Source organism: Streptomyces sp. NPDC058086 (assembly GCF_042885015.1).
GTDB lineage: Bacteria > Actinomycetota > Actinomycetes > Streptomycetales > Streptomycetaceae > Streptomyces.
Window position 1 is genome coordinate 1 of sequence record NZ_JBHVST010000138.1, and the last position, 22165, is coordinate 22165.

General features: G+C 70.9%; 23 protein-coding genes. 19 read left to right on the forward strand and 4 right to left on the reverse strand.

Going from position 1 to position 22165, the window contains the following annotated elements; all coding sequences use genetic code 11:
* From ACFVWD_RS51305 to ACFVWD_RS51370, 14 genes are all read left to right on the forward strand, one after another.
* The coding region (locus tag ACFVWD_RS51305; RefSeq protein ID WP_389605523.1) for a biotin/lipoyl-containing protein at nucleotides 1–660 on the forward strand (660 nt) is incomplete at its 5' end.
* 175 nt (nucleotides 661–835) lie between these two features.
* Complete coding sequence (locus ACFVWD_RS51310; RefSeq protein ID WP_168493618.1) at nucleotides 836–1165, forward strand: TcmI family type II polyketide cyclase; 330 nt, start codon at nucleotides 836–838, stop codon at nucleotides 1163–1165.
* A complete protein-coding gene (locus tag ACFVWD_RS51315; RefSeq protein ID WP_101399151.1) occupies nucleotides 1162–2433 on the forward strand; it encodes a beta-ketoacyl synthase in 1272 nt (423 codons plus the stop codon). Before ACFVWD_RS51310 ends, ACFVWD_RS51315 begins: the two co-directional genes overlap by 4 nt.
* Nucleotides 2430–3644: a ketosynthase chain-length factor gene (locus tag ACFVWD_RS51320; RefSeq protein ID WP_389605525.1), complete on the forward strand. Its 1215-nt coding sequence runs from the start codon at nucleotides 2430–2432 to the stop codon at nucleotides 3642–3644. Before ACFVWD_RS51315 ends, ACFVWD_RS51320 begins: the two co-directional genes overlap by 4 nt.
* Before the next feature lie 84 nt (nucleotides 3645–3728).
* Entirely contained in the window at nucleotides 3729–4004 is a 276-nt protein-coding gene (locus ACFVWD_RS51325; protein WP_054237212.1) for an acyl carrier protein, read from the forward strand.
* A 155-nt stretch (nucleotides 4005–4159) separates the two neighbouring features.
* On the forward strand, nucleotides 4160–4945 hold the full coding sequence (gene fabG / locus ACFVWD_RS51330) for a 3-oxoacyl-ACP reductase FabG (protein WP_060898869.1): 786 nt from the start codon (nucleotides 4160–4162) through the stop codon (nucleotides 4943–4945).
* A gap of 50 nt (nucleotides 4946–4995) precedes the next feature.
* The gene (locus ACFVWD_RS51335; RefSeq protein WP_389605527.1) at nucleotides 4996–5931 is read left to right on the forward strand and encodes an aromatase/cyclase; all 936 of its coding nucleotides are present in this window, start codon (nucleotides 4996–4998) and stop codon (nucleotides 5929–5931) included.
* 2 nt (nucleotides 5932–5933) lie between these two features.
* Entirely contained in the window at nucleotides 5934–7544 is a 1611-nt protein-coding gene (locus ACFVWD_RS51340; RefSeq protein WP_389605528.1) for an FAD-dependent monooxygenase, read from the forward strand.
* A 271-nt stretch (nucleotides 7545–7815) separates the two neighbouring features.
* A complete protein-coding gene (locus tag ACFVWD_RS51345; protein WP_389605530.1) occupies nucleotides 7816–9291 on the forward strand; it encodes an FAD-dependent monooxygenase in 1476 nt (491 codons plus the stop codon).
* 122 nt (nucleotides 9292–9413) lie between these two features.
* Nucleotides 9414–10313, forward strand: coding sequence for an alpha/beta hydrolase (locus tag ACFVWD_RS51350; protein ID WP_385388462.1), 900 nt, complete (start codon nucleotides 9414–9416; stop codon nucleotides 10311–10313).
* Nucleotides 10314–10317: 4 nt separating this feature from the next.
* Entirely contained in the window at nucleotides 10318–11664 is a 1347-nt protein-coding gene (locus tag ACFVWD_RS51355) for an MFS transporter (RefSeq protein WP_389605532.1), read from the forward strand.
* On the forward strand, nucleotides 11648–11962 hold the full coding sequence (locus tag ACFVWD_RS51360; RefSeq protein WP_075033383.1) for an acyl carrier protein: 315 nt from the start codon (nucleotides 11648–11650) through the stop codon (nucleotides 11960–11962). Before ACFVWD_RS51355 ends, ACFVWD_RS51360 begins: the two co-directional genes overlap by 17 nt.
* Before the next feature lie 45 nt (nucleotides 11963–12007).
* A complete protein-coding gene (locus ACFVWD_RS51365) occupies nucleotides 12008–13576 on the forward strand; it encodes an acyl-CoA carboxylase subunit beta (RefSeq protein WP_067384835.1) in 1569 nt (522 codons plus the stop codon).
* Between the two features lie 14 nt (nucleotides 13577–13590).
* Complete coding sequence (locus tag ACFVWD_RS51370) at nucleotides 13591–13863, forward strand: acyl-CoA carboxylase subunit epsilon (RefSeq protein WP_389605533.1); 273 nt, start codon at nucleotides 13591–13593, stop codon at nucleotides 13861–13863.
* A 142-nt stretch (nucleotides 13864–14005) separates the two neighbouring features.
* Here the strand turns inward: ACFVWD_RS51370 and ACFVWD_RS51375 are convergent, their stop codons facing one another.
* The 3 genes from ACFVWD_RS51375 to ACFVWD_RS51385 form a co-directional block, all read right to left on the reverse strand.
* On the reverse strand, nucleotides 14006–14812 hold the full coding sequence (locus tag ACFVWD_RS51375; protein ID WP_079065878.1) for a 4'-phosphopantetheinyl transferase superfamily protein: 807 nt from the start codon (nucleotides 14810–14812) through the stop codon (nucleotides 14006–14008).
* Nucleotides 14809–15762 (reverse strand): aromatase/cyclase, encoded by a 954-nt coding sequence (locus ACFVWD_RS51380; protein ID WP_389605535.1) that lies wholly within the window; start codon nucleotides 15760–15762, stop codon nucleotides 14809–14811. Before ACFVWD_RS51380 ends, ACFVWD_RS51375 begins: the two co-directional genes overlap by 4 nt.
* Nucleotides 15763–16031: 269 nt before the next feature.
* Nucleotides 16032–16727 carry an antibiotic biosynthesis monooxygenase gene (locus ACFVWD_RS51385; protein WP_067384753.1) on the reverse strand — a complete coding sequence of 232 codons (696 nt, stop codon included), beginning with the start codon at nucleotides 16725–16727 and terminating at the stop codon, nucleotides 16032–16034.
* Nucleotides 16728–16963: 236 nt separating this feature from the next.
* Between ACFVWD_RS51385 and ACFVWD_RS51390 the strand changes: the two genes are divergently transcribed.
* The 3 genes from ACFVWD_RS51390 to ACFVWD_RS51400 all read left to right on the forward strand — a co-directional run bounded on the left by ACFVWD_RS51390 (nucleotide 16964) and on the right by ACFVWD_RS51400 (nucleotide 19411).
* Nucleotides 16964–17410 (forward strand): nuclear transport factor 2 family protein, encoded by a 447-nt coding sequence (locus ACFVWD_RS51390; protein ID WP_389605536.1) that lies wholly within the window; start codon nucleotides 16964–16966, stop codon nucleotides 17408–17410.
* A complete protein-coding gene (locus tag ACFVWD_RS51395; protein ID WP_389605538.1) occupies nucleotides 17407–18717 on the forward strand; it encodes a cation:proton antiporter in 1311 nt (436 codons plus the stop codon). The genes ACFVWD_RS51390 and ACFVWD_RS51395 overlap by 4 nt, the downstream gene beginning before the upstream one ends.
* A 169-nt stretch (nucleotides 18718–18886) precedes the next feature.
* On the forward strand, nucleotides 18887–19411 hold the full coding sequence (locus ACFVWD_RS51400; RefSeq protein ID WP_235613982.1) for a flavin reductase family protein: 525 nt from the start codon (nucleotides 18887–18889) through the stop codon (nucleotides 19409–19411).
* Nucleotides 19412–19446: 35 nt separating this feature from the next.
* Here the strand turns inward: ACFVWD_RS51400 and ACFVWD_RS51405 are convergent, their stop codons facing one another.
* Nucleotides 19447–19854 carry a winged helix-turn-helix transcriptional regulator gene (locus ACFVWD_RS51405; RefSeq protein WP_389605542.1) on the reverse strand — a complete coding sequence of 136 codons (408 nt, stop codon included), beginning with the start codon at nucleotides 19852–19854 and terminating at the stop codon, nucleotides 19447–19449.
* A gap of 206 nt (nucleotides 19855–20060) precedes the next feature.
* On the opposite strand from ACFVWD_RS51405, the gene ACFVWD_RS51410 reads away from it, so the two are divergent.
* Both ACFVWD_RS51410 and ACFVWD_RS51415 read left to right on the forward strand, forming a co-directional pair.
* On the forward strand, nucleotides 20061–21554 hold the full coding sequence (locus ACFVWD_RS51410) for an MFS transporter (protein WP_389605540.1): 1494 nt from the start codon (nucleotides 20061–20063) through the stop codon (nucleotides 21552–21554).
* Nucleotides 21555–21601: 47 nt separating this feature from the next.
* Complete coding sequence (locus ACFVWD_RS51415; protein WP_054237224.1) at nucleotides 21602–21997, forward strand: pyridoxamine 5'-phosphate oxidase family protein; 396 nt, start codon at nucleotides 21602–21604, stop codon at nucleotides 21995–21997.
* The last annotated feature ends 168 nt before the right edge of the window (nucleotides 21998–22165 follow it).

The window sequence follows — 22165 nt, forward strand, 5'->3', positions numbered from 1 at the left end:
AGTGTCATCGGCCCGGCCTGGGACTCCCTGCTCGCCAAGCTGATCGTCACCGGCGCCACCCGCGAGCAGGCGCTCCAGCGCGCCGCCCGCGCCCTCGAGGAGTTCGAGATCGGTGGGATGGCCACCGCGCTGCCCTTCCACCGCGCGGTCGTCAAGGACCCGGCGTTCGCCCCCGAACTGACCGGCTCCGCCGATCCGTTCACGGTCCACACCCGCTGGATCGAGACCGAGTTCGTCAACGGCATCCCGCCCTTCACCAACCCCGCCGAGGCGGCGGATGCGGAGGACGAGCCGGGCCGCGAGTCCGTCGTCGTCGAGGTCGGCGGCAAGCGCCTGGAGGTCTCGCTGCCGTCCTCGCTGGGCATGTCGCTGGCCCGCACCGGCCTCGCCGCCGGCGCCAAGCCCAAGCGCCGCGCCGCCAAGAAGTCCGGCCCGGTCGCCTCCGGTGACACGCTCGCCTCGCCCATGCAGGGCACGATCGTCAAGGTCGCGGTCGAGGAGGGCCAGGAGGTCAAGGAGGGCGACCTCGTCGTCGTCCTGGAGGCCATGAAGATGGAACAGCCCCTCAACGCCCACCGCTCGGGGATCGTCAAGAGCCTCACCGCCGAAGTGGGCGCGTCTGTCGCCTCGGGCGCCGCCATGTGCGAAATCACCAGCTGAATTCCCCGGCGTTGCCTGGCGTTGCCTGGCATTTCCCGGCATTCTCCAGCGTAATTCTGAACCGGTCTGACAATTCCCTGACACGGGAAATATTGAAACCGCTCGTACCGCCCAAGATACTGAATATGAGCTTTCGTCAACTGTTGTGTGGTGGGCCCCGAGGAGAGGGAAACGTATGTACAGCACGCTGATTGTGGCTCGGATGGATCCCGGGTCGAGCGTCGACGTCGCGAAGGTTTTCGGTGATTTCGACGACACGGAAATGCCGCACCGCATGGGCACGCGCCGGCGCCAGCTCTTCCAGTACCGGGGTCTGTACTTCCACCTCCAGGACTTCGACGCGGACAACGGCGGCGAGCTGATACAGCACGCCCGGCACGACCCCCGCTTCATACAGATCAGCGAGGACCTGAAGCCGTTCATCGAGGCGTACGACCCGGCCACCTGGCGCTCACCGGCCGACGCGATGGCCACACGCTTCTACAACTGGGAGGCGTCCGCGTGACCGGCCGACGAGTTGTCATCACCGGTATCGAGGTGCTCGCCCCCGGTGGTGTCGGGGCGAAGAACTTCTGGAACCTGCTGAGCGAGGGCCGTACGGCCACCCGCCGCATCACGTTCTTCGACCCCAGCCCGTTCCGTTCCCGGGTCGCCGCCGAGATCGACTTCGATCCCGCGGAGCACGGACTGCGTCCGCAGGAGATACGCCGGATGGACCGCGCCGCGCAGTTCGCGGTGGTCGCGGCCCGCGGCGCGGTCGCCGACAGCGGTATCGACATCGACGCCTACGACCCGTACCGCGTCGGCGTCACCATCGGCAGCGCGGTCGGCGCGACCATGGGTCTGGACGAGGAGTACAACGTCGTCAGCGACGGCGGCCGGCTTCACCTGGTCGACCACGCCTACACGGCCCCGCATCTGTACAACTACCTGGTCCCCAGCTCCTTCGCGGCCGAGGTCGCGTGGGCCGTGGGCGCGCAGGGCCCCAACACGGTGGTCTCCACGGGCTGTACGTCCGGCATCGACTCGGTCGGGCACGCCGTGGAACTGCTCCGCGAGGGCTCCGCCGACGTCATGATCACGGGTTCGTCCGACGCCCCGATCTCGCCGATCACGATGGCGTGCTTCGACGCGATCAAGGCGACGACGCCCCGGGACGACGTACCCGAGCGCGCCTCGCGCCCCTTCGACGGGACCCGCAACGGGTTCGTCCTCGGTGAGGGTGCCGCCGTGTTCGTCCTGGAGGAGCTGGAGAGCGCCAAGCGGCGCGGTGCGCACATCTACGCCGAGATCGCGGGCTATGCGACGCGCTCGAACGCGTACCACATGACGGGTCTGCGCCCCGACGGGGCGGAGATGGCCGAGGCCATCACGGTCGCGCTCGACGAGGCCAGGATGAACCCGACCGAGATCGACTACATCAACGCGCACGGCTCGGGCACCAAGCAGAACGACCGCCACGAGACCGAGGCGTTCAAGCGGAGCCTGGGCGACCACGCCTACCGGACCCCGGTCAGCTCGATCAAGTCGATGGTCGGGCACTCGCTCGGCGCGATCGGCTCCATCGAGATCGCCGCGTCCGCGCTGGCGATGGAGAACCACGTCGTGCCGCCCACGGCCAACCTCACCACCCCCGACCCCAAGTGCGACCTCGACTACGTGCCGCTGGTCGCCCGCGAGCAGCTCACCGACGCGGTGCTCACGGTCGGCAGCGGCTTCGGGGGCTTCCAGAGCGCCATGGTGCTGGCGCGTCCCGAGAGGAGCGTGGCATGACCACCACGGTGGTAGTGACCGGTCTGGGCATCGCCGCCCCCAACGGACTGGGCACACAGGACTACTGGGCCGCCACCCGGACCGGCAAGAACGGCATCGGGCGGGTCACCCGCTTCGACCCGTCCTCCTACCCGTCGACCCTGGCGGGCGAGGTGCCCGGCTTCGTCGCCGCGGACGTGCTGCCGAGCCGGCTGCTGCCGCAGACCGACCACATGACGCGGATGGCGCTGGTCGCCGCCGAGTGGGCGCTCGCGGACGCGGGCATCGACCCCAAGGAACTGCCGCAGTACGACATGGGCGTCGTCACGGCCAGCTCCTCGGGCGGCTTCGAGTTCGGGCAGGGCGAGCTGGAGAAGCTGTGGAGCCAGGGCAGCCAGTACGTGTCCGCGTACCAGTCCTTCGCCTGGTTCTACGCCGTCAACAGCGGCCAGATCTCCATCCGCAACGGGCTCAAGGGCCCCAGCGGCGTCATCGTCAGCGACGAGGCCGGCGGTCTCGACGCGGTGGCGCACGGCCGGCGGCTCATCCGCAAGGGCACCCCGATGATCGTCTCCGGGGGCGTCGACGCGTCGATCTGCCCCTGGGGCTGGGTGGCGCAGATGGCCGGCGACCGGCTGAGCACCAGCGACGAGCCGACCCGTGCCTATCTGCCCTTCGACGCCGACGCGGCCGGTTACGTGCCGGGCGAGGGCGGCGCCATCCTGATCATGGAGTCGGCCGAGTCGGCGTGCGAGCGCGGCGCCAAGATCTACGGCGAGATCGCGGGCTACGGCTCGACGTTCGACCCGCGGCCCGGCAGCGACCGCGAGCCCGCCCTGGGCAAGGCGATCGAACTCGCCCTCGCCGACGCGGGCACCGCCCCCGAGGACGTCGACGTGGTCTTCGCGGACGCGGCGGGCGTGCCAGAGCTGGACCGTATCGAGGCCGACGCGATCTCGGCGGTCTTCGGTGTCCGGGGCGTCCCGGTCACCGCGCCCAAGACGATGACGGGCCGGCTGTACTCCGGCGCGGCCCCGCTCGACGTCGCCACCGCGCTGCTGGCCATCGAGGAGGGTCTCATCCCTCCGACGGTGCACATCAACCCCGACGAGGAGTACGGCCTCGACCTGGTCCTCAACCAGTCGCGCACCGCCCAGGTGCGCACCGCCCTGGTCCTGGCCCGCGGTTACGGCGGCTTCAACTCGGCCGTCGTGGTCCGCGCCGTCGACTGACCGGCACTCCCCCTGCTCCCAACGCCCCCGAGCCCCCCGAGACCCCCGACTGAACGATCCATTTCGACCTGGGAAGGAACCCACGTGTCCACTTCGGAATTCACCCTGGACGACCTGCGCCGCATCCTCCAGGAGGGCGCCGGCGTCGACGAGGGCGTCGACCTCGACGGCGACATCCTCGACGAGCCGTTCGAAGTCCTCGGCTACGAGTCGCTGGCGCTCCTGGAGACCGGCAGCCGTATAGAGCGCGAGTACGGGATCGTCCTCGACGAGGACCTGCTGACCGACGCCGACACCCCGCGCGCCCTCATCGAGGCCGTGAACCAGCAGTTCGGCGCCGACGAGCCCGCCGCCGCCTGACGCCCGACGGCGTTCCCGGACCGGGCGAAACCTTTCACCTGGCCTCGTCCGGTCCGGCTCCGCCGCAGCCCCGCAGAAGCAAGCGCAGTCCGGCAGAAGCAAGCGCAGTCCCGCAGAACAAGCGCACCCCCGCAGATCAAAGGGAGAGGAAGCACATGTCAACGCTGGAAAAGCGGGTCGCTCTCATATCGGGGGCCACCAGCGGCATCGGCCTCGCGTCCGCGCGGGCGCTGGCCGCGGCCGGCCACCGCGTGTTCATCGGCGCCCGCAGCGCGGACAACGTCGCCGAGACCGTCAAGATCCTCCAGGAGGAGGGCATCGACGCCGACGGCACGGTCCTCGACGTCCGCGACCCCGCCTCGGTCGGCGCCTTCGTGCAGGCCGCGGTCGACCGCTTCGGCACCGTCGACGTCCTGGTCAACAACGCCGGCCGGTCCGGTGGCGGCGTCACCGCCGACATCGAGGACGAGCTGTGGACCGATGTCATCGACACCAACCTCAACAGCGTGTTCCGGCTGACGCGGGAGGTGCTCAACACCGGCGGCATGCGCCACAAGAGCCGTGGCCGCATCATCAACATCGCCTCCACGGCCGGCAAGCAGGGCGTGGTCCTGGGTGCCCCCTACTCCGCCTCGAAGCACGGCGTGGTCGGTTTCACCAAGGCCCTCGGCAATGAGCTGGCCCCCACCGGCATCACCGTGAACGCCGTCTGCCCCGGTTATGTCGAGACGCCGATGGCCCAGCGCGTGCGCGCCGGATACGCGGCCGCCTACGACACCTCCGAGGACGCCATCCTCGAGAAGTTCCAGGCCAAGATCCCGCTCGGCCGCTACTCCACCCCCGAGGAGGTCGCCGGCATGGTCGCCTACCTCGCCTCCGACACGGCCGCCTCGGTCACCGCGCAGGCCATCAACGTCTGCGGCGGACTCGGCAACTTCTGAGCACCTCCACCGACCGGCAGCCCGTACCCAGCCATGGAGAAGAAAGCGTCATGACGACCCGTGAGGTAGAGCACGAGATCACGATCGCCGCGCCCGCACCGGCCGTGTACCGGCTGCTGGCGGAGGTCACCAACTGGCCCCGGATCTTCCCGCCCACCATCCACGTGGACCGGGTGGAGCACGACGGCTCCCAGGAGCGGATACGGATCTGGGCCACCGCCAACGGCGAGGCCAAGAACTGGACCTCGCGCCGCGAACTGGACCCCGAGGCCCTGCGCATCACCTTCCGCCAGGAGGTGACCGCCCCGCCGGTCGCCGCGATGGGCGGCACCTGGATCATCGAGCCGCTCGGTGAGAACGCGTCCCGGGTACGGCTGCTGCACGACTACCGCGCCGTCGACGACGACCCGCACGACCTCCTCTGGATCGACCAGGCCGTCGACAAGAACAGCCGCTCCGAGCTGGCCGCGCTGAAGAAGAACGTCGAGTTCGCGCACGCGGCGGAGGAGGTGACGTTCTCGTTCGAGGACACCGTCTACGTCGACGGTTCGGCGAAGGATGTGTTCGCCTTCATCAACGAGGCGAACCTGTGGTCGGAGCGTCTGCCGCACGTGGCGACGGTCCGTCTGGAAGAGGACACCGTGGGGCTCCAGACCCTGGAGATGGACACCCGGGCCAAGGACGGCTCCGTCCACACCACCAAGTCCTACCGGGTGACCTTCCCCCACCAGCACATCGCGTACAAGCAGGTCACCCTGCCCGCCCTCATGACCCTGCACACCGGTCACTGGACCTTCCAGGACACCGACCAAGGCGTCGCGGCCACCTCCCAGCACACCGTCACCCTCAACACGGACAACATCGAGAGCATCCTCGGCTGCGGGGCCACCGTCGCCGACGCCCGCGAGTACGTCCACACGGCCCTGTCCACCAACAGCCGGGCCACCCTCACCCACGCCAAGGCCTTCGCAGAGAACAGGCGTTGACGATGACGACGGACCATCAGGACACCGACACGACCATCCTGGACACCGACGTCCTCGTGGTCGGAGCGGGCCCCGCCGGGCTGATGCTCGCCACCGAGCTGAGGCTGGGCGGCGCCGAGGTGGTCGTCGTCGACCAGCGCCCCGGCCCCACCACCGAATCCCGGGCCTCCACCCTGCATGCCCGCACGATGGAGATTTTCGACTCCCGCGGGCTGCTGGACGAGCTCGGTACGCCGCCGTGCGAGCCGCGCGGTCACTTCGGCGGCGTACCGCTGGACCTGACGCTGCCCAGCTCGCACCCCGGGCAGTGGAAGGTGGCGCAGACCCGCACCGAGGAGCTGTTGCAGCGGCGGGCCGCCGCGCTGGGCGCCGATCTGCGGCGCCGGCACCAGCTGCTGTCCCTCACGGCGGAGGACGGGGTGGAGGCCGAGGCCATCGGTCCCTACGGTCCCGTCCGCATCCGGGCCCGCTACCTGGTCGGCTGCGACGGCGAGGACAGCACCGTACGGCGTCTGGTCCGGGCCCCCTTCCCGGGCCGGGACGCCGCACGCGAACTGCTGCGTGCCGACGTCTCCGGCGTCGAGGTCGCCGACCGGCGCTTCCAGCGCCTGGAGCACGGGCTCGCCATCGCCGCCACCCGCGAGGGGGTGACCCGGGTGATGGTCCACGAGTTCGGGCGGCCCGCCGCCGAACGCGGCGGCGCCGAACCGGACTTCGCGGAGGTAACCGACGTCTGGAAACGCGTCACGGGCGAGGACATCAGCCAGGGCACCCCCCTGTGGGTCAACGCCTTCGGTGACGCCAACCGGCAGCTCGCCCGCTACCGGCACGGTCGCGTCCTGTTCGCCGGGGACGCCGCGCACCGGCAGATGCCGAGCGGCGGACAGGCCCTCAACCTGGGTGTCCAGGACGCCTTCAACCTCGGCTGGAAGCTCGCCGCCGTCGTCCGCGGCAGCGCGAACGAGGACCTCCTCGACACCTACCACTCCGAGCGCCACACCGTGGGCCGCCAGGTCCTCGCCAACATCCGGGCCCAGGTCGAGCTGCTGCTCGGCGGCCCGGAGGTCGAACCCGCCCGCGCCCTGCTGACCGAACTCGTCGCCCTGGACGGCGTACGGCAGCATCTCGCCGGGATGATCAGCGGCCTCGGCATCCGGTACGACGTCGAGGGCGTCGAGGGTCGCGGCGTCGGGGGCGACGACTTCGGGGCCGGCGCCGCCGAGGGCGTCGGCGTCGGCCCCGAGATCCACTCCGACGAACACCCGCTGCTCGGGCGGCGGTTGCCGGACGTGTGGCTGGAGTCCGCGGAGCGTGGCGCGCGGCGCCGTACGACCGAACTGTTGCGCACCGGTCGCGGGTTGCTGCTGTCCCTGGACGGGGACGGCGCCCCGGCGCTGCGCGCGAAGGCGGCCTCCTGGTCGGACCGGGTCGTCTTCGTCGCCGACCGCCCCGCGGCCGACGGCCCGCTGCCGGCCGGGCAGGCCCTGCTGGTACGGCCCGACGGCTACGTGGCGTGGGCAGGTTCCGATTCCGGTCCGGCCGGTCCGGTCGGTCTGGCGCAGGCGCTGACCCGCTGGTTCGGCGCCCCGGCCGCCGCCGACGACGACGACTGAGAACGACCGCACGGCCCGTCACCGACGAGCACAGGCACAGCACGGACCAGTACAGCCGCAGCACGGACCAGTACAGCCGCAGCACGGACCAGCACAGCCGCAGCACGGACCAGCACACGCGCAGGACGGACCAGCACACGCGCAGGACGGACCAGCACACGCGCAGCACGGACCAGCACACGCGCAGGACGGACCAGCACACGCACAGCTGAGGTACCGCACGTCACCCACCGATGCGACGCGCGCCCGGGCGCGCGAGGAGAGGACACCCATGGACGCGCAGATGGACGCGGACGTCATCGTCGTCGGCGCCGGCCCGGCCGGGCTGATGCTGGCCGGGGAACTGCGGCTGGGCGGGGTGAGCGTCATCGTCGCCGAGCGCCTGGCGCGGCCCACCGGACAGTCGCGCGGGCTCGGGTTCACCGCCCGCGCCATGGAGTCCTTCGACCAGCGCGGTCTTGTCCCGCGCTTCGGCGGGCTGGAGAAGAGCCCGATGGGCCACTTCGGCGGGGTGCAGTTCGACTACACCGTGCTGGAGGACGCCCACTTCGGAGCCCGCGGCGTCCCCCAGTCCCAGACGGAGGCGGTCCTGGAGGAGTGGGCGCGTGAGCTCGGCGCCGACATCCGGCGGGGCTGGGAGTTCCTGGCGCTGGAGCAGGACGGGACCGGGGTCACCGTCACCGTGGCCGCGCCCGACGGCGAGCGCACGCTGCGCGCCGCGTACCTGGTGGGCGCCGACGGTGGGCACAGCCCGGTGCGCAAGGCCGCGGGCTTCGACTTCCCCGGTACGCCCGCCACCCGTGGCATGTACCTCGCGGATGTCGTCGGCTGCGAGATCCCGCCGCGTTTCCTGGGCGAGCGGCTGCCCGGCGGCATGGTGATGGCCGCCCCGCTGAAGGAGGGCGTGGACCGGATCATCGTGTGCGAGCACGGCACCCCGCCGGCCGACCGCAGTGAGACCCCGGAGTTCGCCGAAGTGGCGGCGGCCTGGGAGCGGTTGACGGGTGAGGACATCTCCGGCGGCGGCGCGGACTGGGTCAGCTCCTTCACGGATGCCACCCGCCAGGTCACCGAGTACCGGCGCGGGCGGGTGCTGCTCGTCGGCGACGCCGCGCACATCCACCTGCCGGCCGGCGGCCAGGGACTGAGCACCGGTGTCCAGGACGCGGTCAACCTCGGCTGGAAGCTCGCGGCGACCGTCCAGGACCGGGCCCCCGAGGGACTGCTCGACACCTACCACGACGAGCGTCACGCGGTCGGCGCGCGGCTGCTGATGAACACCAAGGCACAGGGCACGGTCTTTCTCGGCGGCCCCGAGTCCCAGCCGCTGCGCGATCTGTTCGCCGAGCTGATCGGCCTCGACACGGTCAAGCGGCACCTCGCCGGGGTGGTCAGTCACCTCGACGTCCGCTACGACCTCGGGGACTCCGGGGACTCGCTGGTCGGGCGCCGGTTGCCGCCGCGGGCCCTGAACACCGCCGTCGGCGAGGTCCGTACGCCCGAACTCCTCCACGCCGCCCAGGGCGTCCTCCTCGACCTCACCGACGACTCCGTGCTGCGCGAGGCGGCCGCTCGCTGGAAGGACCGCGTCACCGTCGTCACCGGCACCCCGCAGGACCCGGCCGCGTTCGGCGGCGCCGCCGCGGTGCTGGTCCGCCCTGACGGCTATGTGGCCTGGGCGGACACCGGTTCGGCGGAGCTGTGCGCGACGCTGCACCGCTGGTTCGGCGCGCCCGAAGCCCGCTGAGAACCACCACCGGCATCCGTTCCACACGAGAGCACGAACACGAGAGCACGAACACGAGAGGAAGTACCCCAGTGAGCGTTCCCACGGTCGAGACCATCCCCTCGTCCGTAACCGGTTCGGCCATGCCCTCGATGTCCCCGGGTGTGCGCCCCGTCGCCCTGGCGGCCGGTGACGTCACGCTCTCCGCGCTGATCGCCCAGCCGTCCGGGCCACCGCGGGCCACGGTCGTCGCGGTGCACGGGGGAGGAATGAGCGCCGGGTACTTCGACGGGCAGGCCCACCCCGACGTCTCCCTGCTCGCCCTCGGAGCCCGGCTCGGCTACACCATGGTCGCCGTCGACCGGCCCGGCTACGGGCTGTCCGCCGCGGACGCCCCGAGCGGTCAGAGCCTGGCCGAGCAGTCCGCGGCGCTGCACGCGGCGCTGCGGCACCTGGCCGGCCGCGCCGAGACGGGCGCCGGGGTGTTCCTGCTTGCGCACTCCTTCGGCGGCAAGCTCGCCCTGACGTACGCCGCCTGCCAGGCCGGCGATCCGGATCCGGCCGTACCGCCGCTGCTCGGGCTCGACATCTCCGGGCTCGGCCGGGACTACGCGGTCGACCACCCGGAGGGCGGCCCCGACCCGCACCAGCACCGGCACTGGAAGCGGAACTGGGGTGCCCTGCGCTTCTACCCGCCGAACACCTTCCGCGAGGCGGAGGCCCTGGTCGCCCCGATGCCCCCGCGCGAGCAGGCCGAGGCACTCCAGTGGCCGCGGCGGTTCCCGGTCGCGGCGGCGGCCGTGCAGGTCCCGGTGCGGCTGACGTTCGCCGAGCAGGAACTGTGGTGGCACCACGACGAGGACACCGTCGCCGACCTCGCCGCGCACTTCGCCTCCGCGCCGTCCGCCGCCGTCGACCGTCAGCCCGGCGCCGGGCACAACATCAGCCTCGGCTGGGCCGCCCGCACCTACCACCTGCGCGCGTTCGCGTTCTTCGAGGAATGCCTCGCGCGCCGGTCCGCGGGCGCGTCCGTGACCCCTTGATGCCATGACGACCACACGGCCCGAGGCCAGGGACACGGCGAAGAGGGGCAGGAGGGCGGCGGGCAGCGGCACCCGTCGTACGCCCTTCCGGTCCCTGGCCGTGCGCAACTTCCGGCTCTTCGCGGCCGGCCAGGTCGTCTCGGTCGCGGGCACCTGGATGATGGTCACCGCCCAGGACTGGCTGGTGCTCTCCCTGACGGGGGACTCCGGCACGGCCCTGGGCACCGTGACCGCGCTCCAGTTCACCCCACTGCTGCTGTTCACGCTGTACGGCGGCCGACTCGCCGACCGCCACGACAAACGGCTGCTGCTCACCGTCGCCAACCTCGTCTCCGGCGCCCTCGCGCTGGCGCTCGCCGTGCTCGTCCTGGCGGGCTCCGCCCAGCTGTGGCAGCTGTATCTGTTCGCGCTGGGCCTCGGCACCGTCAACGCGGTCGAGGTGCCCACCCGGATGGCGTTCGTCAGCGAGATGGTCGGCCCCGAGCTGCTGCCCAACGCCTCGGCGCTCAGCGCCGCCTACTTCAACACCGCCCGTGTGGTGGGTCCCGCGCTCGCCGGACTGCTGATCAGCGCGGTCGGCGCGGGGACGGCCATGCTGCTCAACGCGGCCAGCTATCTCGCCACCGTGACCGGGCTGCGCCTGATGCGCCCGGGGGAACTCCTGCGCACGGCTCCGCCGGAGCGCGGGGTCAAGGTGGTCGACGGGCTGCGGTACGTGCGCGGGCACCCCGACCTGTTCGTGCCGCTGGCGCTGGTCGCCGTGGTCGGCCTGTTCGGCTTCAACTTCCAGCTCACCCTGCCGCTGCTCGCCAAGACCGTCTTCCACTCGGGCGCGACCGCGTTCGGTCTGCTGACCACGGCGTTCGCCGCCGGTTCGCTGCTCGCCGCGTTCGCCACCACCGCGCGCAGCGCCCGCCCGGCCGCCCTGACCGTCACCGCCTCCGCGCTGGCCTTCGGGCTCCTCGAGACGGTGGCAGGCTGGTCGCCCACCTACGTGTGGGCGGCCGTGCTGCTGTTTCCGACCGGCTTCGCCACCCTCTACTTCGCCCAGGCCGCCAACCACCGCATCCAGTTGGGCAGCGACGCCGCCTACCGCGGCCGGGTGATGGCGCTCTACACGCTCATCCTGCAAGGACTCACCCCACTCGGCGCCCTCCTCGTGGGCTGGCTCACCGTCCGTCACGGTGCGCGCTCCGGCCTGTACGTGGGAGGGCTCGCCTCGTCGGCGGCGGCGCTCGCGGTGCTGCTCGCGGGGCGGACACGTCGATTCCCTCCCAGCCACCGGCCGGAACCGGCACTCCTCGGGCCCGGTCCTCTCCCTGAAAGGCAGCCCCATGAGTCCCCTGAGTGACGACACCCCGTGCAGTTGGCTCGACCGGCTCCCGGACCCGGTCCAGCTGCGCGCCATGACCCCCGACGCGCGTGCCCGCACCATCGGCCACTGTCTGCGCCTCGAACTGCACCACCTGCTCGCGGTCCCGCCGGGGCACCGGCTCTCGCCCGGTCTGCCGCTGCGCGGACAGGGCCTGGACACGCTCGACGCCCTGCACCTGGGGCGCCGGATCCGGCGCGCCCTCGACGCCGAGGTGCCCGCCGAGGTGCTACGGGAGAGCACCGTCGGCGAGCTGACCGCGTTGCTCGCCCGCTGACCGAACCGTCTTTCCTCTTGATCCACTTGAATGGGAGATCCGTACATGGAGCCCGCGATACCCATCGAACTGGGCGGCCGGCTGATGGAGCTGGCCGAACGCAAGGACATCGCCCGTGCCGGGCAGGACCCGAAGGCGACCGAACGACAGCACGCCAAGGGCAAGCTGACCGCTCACGAGCGCATCGAACTACTGCTGGACAAGGGCAGTTTCCAGGAGGTCGAACCGCTGCGCCGGCACCGGGCGACCGGCTTCGGCCTGGAGGCGAAGAAGCCCTACGGCGACGGTGTGATCACCGGCTGGGGCACGGTCGAGGGCCGTACGGTCTTTGTCTACGCCCATGACTTCCGTGTCTTCGGCGGCGCGCTGGGCGAGGCCCACGCCTGCAAGATCCACAAAATCATGGACATGGCCATCGCCGCCGGTGCGCCGCTGGTGTCCCTCAACGACGGTGCGGGCGCCCGCATTCAGGAGGGTGTCTCCGCGCTCGCCGGGTACGGCGGCATCTTCCAGCGCAACACCCGGGCCTCCGGTGTCATCCCGCAGATCAGCGTGATGCTCGGCCCGTGCGCGGGCGGTGCGGCGTACTCGCCCGCCCTGACCGACTTCATCTTCGCCGTCCGGGACATCTCGCAGATGTTCATCACCGGGCCCGACGTGGTCCGTGCGGTCACCGGCGAGGAGATCAGCCAGAACGGGCTCGGCGGCGCGGACGTGCACGGCGCTGTCTCCGGAGTGGCGCACTTCGTCCACGACGATGAGGAGAGCTGCCTCGCCGAGGTGCGCTATCTGCTGTCGCTGCTGCCGTCCAACAACCGCGAGCTGCCGCCCCGTCACGTCAGCGGTGACCCGGGCGACCGGTCCGGGGACGTGCTGCTCGACCTGGTGCCGCACGACGGCAACCGCTCGTACGACATGCGCGGGGTCGTCGAGGAACTCGTCGACGACGGCGACTACGTGGAGGTGCACGCGGGCTGGGCGCCGAACATCGTCTGCGCCCTGGCCCGGATCGACGGTCACACCGTCGGCATCGTCGCCAACCAGCCGGCCGCCATGGCGGGTGTCCTGGACATCAAGGCGAGCGAGAAGGCCGCGCGGTTCGTGCAGTTCTGCGACTCCTTCAACATCCCGCTGGTCACGCTGGTCGACGTGCCCGGCTTCCTGCCGGGCGTGGACCAGGAGCACGAGGGCATCATCCGGCGCGGCGCCAAGCTGTTGTACGCGTACTGCAACGCGACCGTGCCGCGGGTCTCGGTGGTGCTGCGCAAGGCGTACGGCGGCGCGTACATCGTGATGGACTCCCGCTCCATCGGCGCCGACATCGCGCTGGCCTGGCCGACCAACGAGATCGCGGTCATGGGGGCCGAGGGGGCCGCCAACGTGGTCTTCCGGCGGGAGATCGCGGCCGCGGACGATCCCGACGCGATGCGTCAAGAGAAAATCGACCAGTACAAGGAGGAGCTGGTCCACCCTTACTACGCCGCCGAACGCGGGCTGGTCGACGACGTCATCGACCCGCGCGAGACCCGGGCGGTCCTGGCCCGTTCGCTCGCCATGCTCGCGGCCAAGCACGCCGAGCTGCCGCGCCGCAAGCACGGCAACCCGCCTCAGTGAGCAGGGAGGAAACCATGACCATCCAGCGCCCCGCCCTTGTCCCCGTTCCCGATCCCGCCCCCGATCCCGTCCTCGAACCCGCGGCCGGTCCGCTTTTCCGGATCGAGCGCGGCTGCCCCTCCCCGGAGGAGCTGGCCGCGCTGACCGCGGTACTGATGGCCGTCACCGCGGGCCCCGGCGTCGCACCCGACGACACGGCCCGCAAGCACCAGGTCGTCGCCCTGTGGCGCCGTCCCGAACGCGTCACCGGCTTCGACGGCCCCCGCACCTGGCGAGCGGCAGCCTGACCCCCCCGGGGGTGGAACAGAGCGAAGGGGCCGGAGAGTTCACAGGAACTCTCCGGCCCCTTGGGGCTGTCGGGTGTCGGGGAATCTGCGGACCGGTTGTGGCTGGTCGCGCAGTTCCCCGCGCCCCTGATGGGGCCCAACCTCAGCGTTCGAGATCCCCGTGCTGGGCCGGATCCCGAAGCATGGAACGCAACCCCGGTTCCATCTCCACCAGACGCTCGACCGCATCCGGGGCGTACAGATAGGCGGTGGGTACGGCGCGAAGGGCGACGGGCCGATCTCCCGCCCCGGCCAGCGCCACCGCCGCGATGTGGGTGGAACACAGGGGCAGGTTGCCCACCACCCAACCCGTCGGCCGCTCGGCCAGCCCCGCCTCACCGAGGTAGTCGAGGTCGGCTCCCCGGGTCAGCCCGGTGCCCAGCCCCTTCAGATACGCCTCCTTCCGTGTCCACAGGCGGCCGAAGGCCATGGTCCGTTCGTGCTCGGGAATCTTCCCGAGCTCCTCCCGCTCGGCCGGATGCAGCGCCGGCAGACACGCCTCGGCGGTCTGGGGCGACGGCAGCCGCTGGACGTCGGCGCCCACCCGTGACTCCGCCACCACCACGATCGCCAGGCCGTGGCTGTGCGAGAGCGAGAACTGGGGGGCGCCGCCGGGCACGCCGAGCACCACGGGCCGGCCGTGGCGTTCACCGTTGCCGTTGTACCGCTCGCCGGCGAGGTTGAGCCGGCTCGGTTCGATGCCGGTGTAACCGGCGAGGACCCGGCGCAGTCCCACGTGCGCCGCGGCGTACATCTGGCGGTCGTCGGGCCGCCGATAGGAGTCGGCCCGACCTCTCTCGTACGCGTCGAGCTCGTCGTACGGGACGTCACGCGGCGAGTCGGGCGGCGGCAGCAGCCACACGTCCAACTCCCCTCGCGCTACGGCGAGCCGGCGCACCGTCGGGGTCAACGGCGGCCCTCCGCGTGAGCCTTGGCATGGTTCAGGGTGGCCAGGCTGTTCGTGGACAGGGCGGTGTGGACGTACTCGCGCGCGTCGGCGACGGTGGCGGTGTCACCGAGGATGCGGGCGATGTTGTGCGTGTTGAGGGTGACGGTGTGCTGGGAGGTCGCCGCGACGCCTTGGTCGGTGTCCTGGAAGGTCCAGTGACCGGTGTGCAGGGTCATCAGGGCGGGCAGGGTGACCTGCTTGTACGCGATGTGCTGGTGGGGGAAGGTCACCCGGTAGGACTTGGTGGTGTGGACGGAGCCGTCCTTGGCCCGGGTGTCCATCTCCAGGGTCTGGAGCCCCACGGTGTCCTCTTCCAGACGGACCGTCGCCACGTGCGGCAGACGCTCCGACCACAGGTTCGCCTCGTTGATGAAGGCGAACACGTCCTTCGCCGAACCGTCGACGTGGACGGTGTCCTCGAAGGAGAACGTCAACTCGGCGTCGGCGTATTCGCGTTCCGCGTTCTCCTTCAGCGCCGCGAGTTCCGCGACGGCGCTCCGGTCGATCTCGGCGCCGATCCGGTCCAGGGCTCCGGGGTCGTCGTCGGCGGCCCGGAACTCGTGCAGCAGCCGTACTCGGGACGCGTTCTCTCCGAGCGGTTCGACGAGCCAGGCGCCGCCGAGGCCGGCGACGGGGGCCGTGGTGACCAGGTGCTGGAAGTTGACCCGCAGCTTGGCGGGTTCGACGATCCGGCGCAGCGGACGGCAGCGAGGTTCGCCCGCCGCGGTCGGTGCGGTCTCCCAGATCGTCAGCCGCTCCTCGCCCTCGGGAGCCTCCTCGTACTCGACGTGGATGACCGAGGGGAAGATCCGCGGCCAGTTCCCCACCTCGGCGATCAGCCGGTGGACGGTGTCCGCCGGGACCGCAATGGTGATCTCGTGCGCGACTTGGCGCATGCCCGGGTGTTCCATGCGTGCTGTCTCCTCGTCCTGGTGTGGCGCGCGGGGGGCGGGACGGGAACGGGAACGTGACGGACAGAAAAGCCGCTGCCGGGTGGGGGATTCCCGGCAGCGGCCAGCCAGTGGGGATGGGAACGCGCCCGTGCGTCCGCGTCCGTGCGCGATCTGTCATACGTGCTTCTGTCGGGCGTGCCTCTGCTGAGGGTGTTTCACGTGAAACAACGTGCAGACCCGGTGACGGGCCGGCCGCCGCCCGACCGGTCGGCCCGCCACCGGGTGGCTCACTCGCCCGCGGCGCGGGTGTGGACGACCTGGTAGGTGTTCTCGTCCTGCCAGGTCTGGAGCGCGGCGACGCGGGCGTCGACCTTCTGGCGCTCCGGGGAGCGCTCGCCCTGGGGCACGGAGCGGAAGGCGTCGTACGCCTCCTTGCTGTCCCACTGGGAGTAGACGACGACGAACTTGCCCTCGATACCACGGGCACGCAGGCCGCGCAGCACCGTGTGGGTGCGGTAGCCGGGGACGTCGACCAGCCACGTCTGGGACTCGCCCAGGGCGTCGATCAGGTCCTCCTGGTTCTCCGGCAGCACGCCGAACAGCTCGATGGCCGTGTAGTCGTCGCGGGACGGGGAGATCTCGGTGACGCCGCCCAGTTCCGGCTTCTGCTGCGTGAAGGCGATCTCGTTCTGGAGCAGACGGATCGAGGTGGTGATCTCACCGAAGAGCGGGAGGGTGCGGTGCTTGAACTCCTCACCGGCGTAACGGCTCTCCAGGTCCTCGGTGCTGCGCCACTGGATGAAGTTGGCCGTTCCCGGCTTGTCCTGACCGGCGTGGACCGTGCTGGATATCCAGCCCTCGTAGGCCGCCGTGTCGACGATCTGGCGCATCGCGGCGAGCAGCTTGACCTGCTTCTCGGCGGCGTCGGTCGAGAACAGGTTGAGAACGGTCAGGTGCTGACCATCGGCTGCGATCTTCGGCATTCTCTCGTCTCTTCCGTTCGAGGAAAGGGGAGTGCGAATGAAGGTGCGGGTAGAGCTGCGAATGGAGCTACGAATGCAGCATGGCAAGAAGATCTGCCCATGTGAAAGGGTCGGCACTTCAGGATTGGCGGCGCTTTTGTCAATTGTTTGAGTGCGGTGTCAGATCTTTCTCAACTTCGTCAGGGCTGTGAAAAGCGGCCTTGGTTGCCGATTGGCGTGGGCGCCATGCTCGGGTAATGCAGTCAGGCCCGGAAGCATTAGAGATATCCACTCTCCTTGACCGGTACCTCATCGGTCTCGACGACGACGAACTCGACGACGCGTGGGCGCGGGGGCTCTTCACGAAGGACGCCCTGGTCGAGTTCCCCATGAGCCGGCACGAGGGCCTCGACGGACTCGCCGGCTACCACCGTGACGCGTTGGCGGCCTTCGCCGCCACCCAGCACCTCGGTTCGCCCGCGGTCGTCGACCTCGACGACGCCGGTGAGCGGGCCGTGCTGCGCGCCAACCTCGTCTCGACGCATGCGCACCACCCCGGTGCGGCGGACGAGCCCCTGTTCCAGGTCGGCACCCTCGCGACCGGCGAAGCACGCCGCGCCGCGGAGGGCTGGCGGCTCTCGTCCCTGACCTTCCGCGTGCTGTGGACCCGCGGCACCCCGCCCCGACCCCGGGAGCCCCAATGACGACGCTGGCGGCGGCCAGTCCCCAGGACATGAAACTCGCGATCATGCTTGCCGACATCGGCGTGGTGCTCGTGGCCGGCGCCGCACTCGGCCGGCTCGCGCAGAAGCTGCGTCAACCGATGGTGGTCGGCGAGATCACCGCGGGCATCCTGCTCGGCCCGAGCGTCCTCGGCCTGCTGCCGGGGAACGTCACCGAGCGCCTCTTCCCCGCCGACGTAAGGCCGTTGCTGTCCGCGGTCTCCCAGGTCGGTCTGATCCTGTTCATGTTCGTGGTCGGCTGGGAGTTCGAGAAGCGCCTGATCAGGCCGCACGCCCGGCTCGCCGCGGGCGTCTCGCTCTCGTCGATCGCGATGGCCTTCGGCCTGGGTGTGGCGCTGGCCCCCTTCCTTTACGACGAGCACTCCACGGTGGCCGGACACCACATCTCCTTCGTCGCGTTCGCCACCTTCATCGGCACCGCGATGTCGGTGACCGCCTTCCCCGTGCTGGCGCGGATCCTCACCGAGAACAAGCTCCTGGACACCCGGGCCGGTTCGCTCTCGCTGGCCAGCGCCGCCATCGACGACCTGCTCGCCTGGTGCCTGCTGGCCTATGTCTCGGCCCTGGTCACGGCGAACGGGAACTACTCCGACCTCGCCCGCATCGGCCTCTACAGCGCGCTCTACGTGGCCGGGATGCTGCTGGTCGTACGGCCGCTGGTGGCCCGGCTGGTGTGGCGCTGGGCGGCCACCGAGCGCTGGTCGGCGCTGCTCGCGGTGCTGTGCGCGGGCGCCCTGACCTCGGCCTGGCTGACCACCTGGATCGGCATCCACGCCATCTTCGGGGCCTTCCTGTTCGGGTTCGTGATGCCCCGTGAGCCCGCCATGGTTCTCGCGGAGCATCTGCGCAAGCCCATGGACCACGTCAGCGTCGTGCTGCTCCCGGTCTTCTTCATCGTCACCGGGCTCGGCGTGGACCTCGGTGCGCTCACCGCCGGTGACTTCGTCGCGCTCGTCGCGATCATCGTCGTGGCCTGCGCCGGCAAGCTGGTCGGCGCCATCCTTCCGGCGCGGCTGGCCGGGTTCTCCTGGCGTGAGTCGAAGGACCTGGGGCTGCTGATGAACACCCGGGGTCTGACCGAGCTCATCATCCTCAACGCCGCCGTCAGCCTGGGCGTGCTCGACACCCGCATGTTCACGATGCTCGTGATCATGGCGCTCGTCACGACGGCGATGGCGGGTCCGCTGCTGTCCAGGCGCCGTCCGGTGCCGGCCGTCGTGCCCGAGCCGTCCGAGCCGTCCGAGGCCCCGGCTTCGCGCGCCGCCTGATCAGGAACGCCCCCGGCACCCCCGTACCCCCGAACCCGGTACCCCCGAACCCGGTACCCCCGAACCCGGTGCCCCCGAACCCGGTACCCCCGAACCCGGTGCCCCCGAACCCCCGAACTCCGTAACCGCGTAACTCCGTAACCCCGTATCCGAGAACGAGAGGGCTGTCGTGATCCCCGTTTCGCAAGCCATCCCCGAGCAGCTCGGTCCGGTCGACGGCCGCGCGCTGCGCACCGTGTGCGGACACTTCGCCACCGGTGTCACGGTCATCACCTCGGGCAGCGGCGACAACGCCACGGGCGCCACGGTGAACTCCTTCACCTCGGTCTCCCTGGACCCGGCGCTGGTGCTCATCTGCCTGCACGACGACTCCCGGCTGCTGCCCGTGGTCCAGGAGTCCGGCGGCTTCGTCGTGAACTTCCTGACGCAGCGGCAGGAGCCCGTGGCCTGGGCGTTCGCCGGTCGGCGGACCGCCCGGATCGAGGAGGTGCCGCACCACAGGTCCGTCCTCGACCTGCCGGTGCTCAGCGAGGCGCTCGCACATCTGGAGTGCCGGCTGGTCACCGAGTACGACGGCGGCGACCACACCATCCTGCTGGGCGAGGTCGTCGGTCTGCGCGCGCCCTCCGAGGCCGAACAGGAGGACCCGCTGATCTTCTTCCAGGGCTCCATGCGGACACCGGCATGGAGCTGAGGGACCTACCCGGCTCAGTGGTGGCGGACCACGACCTAGTGGTGGCGGCCCGCGGCCTGCTCCTCCGCCTCGTCGAACGCCTGCCGCGCCTGCTCCACCAGCGGCAGGTGGCCGGTCGACCAGTCGAAGAGCGAGGCGAACAGCGGGGCCAGGGTCCGTCCCAGGTCGCTGATCTCGTACTCGACGCGGGGCGGCACCTCCGGGTAGTACGTGCGGATCACCAGTCCGTCCCGCTCCAGCTGGCGCAGTCGCTGCGTCAGCACCTTCGGCGTGATGGTGCCGATGTTGCGGTGCAGTTCCACGAAGCGCTGGGTGCCGAAGGCGTTCAGCGTCCACAGGATCGGCGTGGTCCAGCGGCTGAACACGATGTCGAGGACCGGGGCGATCGGGCACCTCTGCGGGGTGCCGGCGGCGGCCGCGTGCGCGGCTTCGGGGCTGGTCATGACCGGCACGCCGGTCGCGTCGGCGGCGCCGCTCGCGGGCGTACGGCCCTGCGTGGCTGTGTCCTTCATTCCGACCATCACCTTCCGGGAAGTCACTTTCCTCTAGGTACCTACTATACCCAGGATGCTAGCTTCCAAGAAGCCAGCAAAGCCAGTACCTCCCTGTACGTCCCCGTCCGAGAATCCTCATGCTCCTAGGGAGTGACATGTCCATCCAAGAGTCCACCCACAGCCCCGCCAAGGCGGCGGGCGAGTCCGGGCCGGCTCGCCGCCCCGGCCTCATCCTGGCCTTCCTCTGCCTGGCCGGCTTCATGACCTTCCTCGACGTGTCGATCGTGAACGTCGCCCTGCCGACCATCGAGGACGAGCTCAACATCTCCACCACCGCTCTCCAGTACGTGGTCACCACCTACGGCATGCTCCTCGGCGGCTTCCTGCTGCTGACCGGCCGGCTCGCCGACACCCTCGGCCGCCGCCGGATGCTGCAGACCGGCCTGCTCCTGTTCGCCGGTTCCTCGCTGCTCGCCGGGGTCTCGCAGAACGCCGCGATGCTGATCGGCGCCCGCGGTGCCCAGGGCCTGGGGGCCGCGTTCATCGCCACCGCCGCGCTCAGCCTGCTGACCAACAACTTCGAAGAGGGCCCGGCCCGCAACAAGGCGCTCGGCGCCTGGGGCGCGCTCAGCGGTCTCGCCGCCGTCGCCGGTGTCACCCTCGGCGGTCTGCTCACCGACGGGCCCGGCTGGCGCTGGATCTTCTTCATCAACGTCCCGATCGGCGTCATCGGCGCCCTGGTCGCCCCGATGGTCGTCGGCGAGAGCCGCTCCGCCCAGCGCAGCAAGTCCTTCGACGTCGCCGGTGCGGTCACCCTCACCGCCGGCCTGGTCCTGCTGATCTTCACCCTCGGCCAGACCGTCTCCGACTCCAATGTCCCGACCGGCCGGGTCGTCGGCGGGTTCATCCTCTCCGCGATCCTGCTCGTCTCCTTCATCGTCATCGAGCGCCGCGCCAAGGAGCCGCTGATGCCGCTCGGCATCTTCCGCCGCCCCTCGCTGCGCGCCGCCAATGGCATCGCCATCCTGCTGCTCGGCACCTGCGTCACCCTGTTCTTCTTCGCCAGCCTCTTCATGCAGCAGGTCCTGGACTACTCCGCCGTCAAGACCGGCTTCGCGTACGTGCCGCTCGCGGTGCTCACCGCCGTCGGCGCCGGCGTCGCCTCCCAGGTCGTCACCAAGGTCGCCGCCAAGCCCGTCCTGCTGGTCGGCCTCGCGCTCGCCGCGACCGGCATGATGCTGCTGTGGCGTGCCCCGTCCGACGCCTCCTACCTGACGGACGTGCTGCCCGCCTTCGTCCTGATGGGCCTCGGCCTCGGAATGTCCTTCGTCCCGCTGCAGGTCTCCGCGTTCGCGGGGATCGAGGAGCGCGAGTCGGGTCTGGCCGCCGGTCTCATCAACACCGCCCAGGAAGTCGGCGGCGCGCTCGGCCTCGCGGTCGCGGCGACCTACGCCTTCCGCCGGGTCGACGAGCTGACGGCCAAGGCCCACGGTGTTCCCGCCCTGGTCCAGGAGGCCCGTACGACCGTCTTCCACGACGCGTTCCTCGTGGGCGCCTGCTTCGCCGCCGCCGCCTTCGTGGTGACCCTGGCGCTGCTGCCGTTCACCAAGTCCTCCGAGCAGTCCGCGGCCGTCCCCGCGCACGCCTGACGGAAGACCAGAGACCGAAGTCGGACGACGGAAGAACGGACCCGGCCATGTCCAAGCCCCTGCCCCTGTCCGCCGCGGCGGAGGAGTTCCTCGCCGAGAACGCCCTGTGCACCCTCACCACCCTTCGCCCGGACGGCACGCCGCACGTCGCGCCCGTACGGTTCACCTGGGACGGTGAGGCGGGCCTGGCCCGGGTGATGACCACGGTGCACCGCCGCAAGTCCCGCAACCTGTTAGCCAGGGCCGGTGGCCGGGCCGCCGTGTGCCAGCTGGTCGGCCCCCGCTGGATCACCCTGGAGGGCCCGGCCACCGTCTCCACCGACCCGCCCCGGGTGGTGGAGGGGATGCGCCGCTACGCCAAGCGGTACTGGTCCCAGCCGCCGCAGCCCCCGGGCCTCGCGGTCATCGAGATCGCGGTCGACCGCGTGATGGGCCTGTACTGAACGGGCTGTACCGAACTCCCGGGGCACATACGGGGCGAGAGGGTGCCGGAAGACACTTCCGGCACCCTCTCGCATGCTCCGCCTGTTTTGCGGCCGCGGGGGGGGCGGGCCCCCCCCCCGCGCCGGGGGGCCCCCCCCCCCGTCGTACCGGCCAGTGGCTGTAAAACC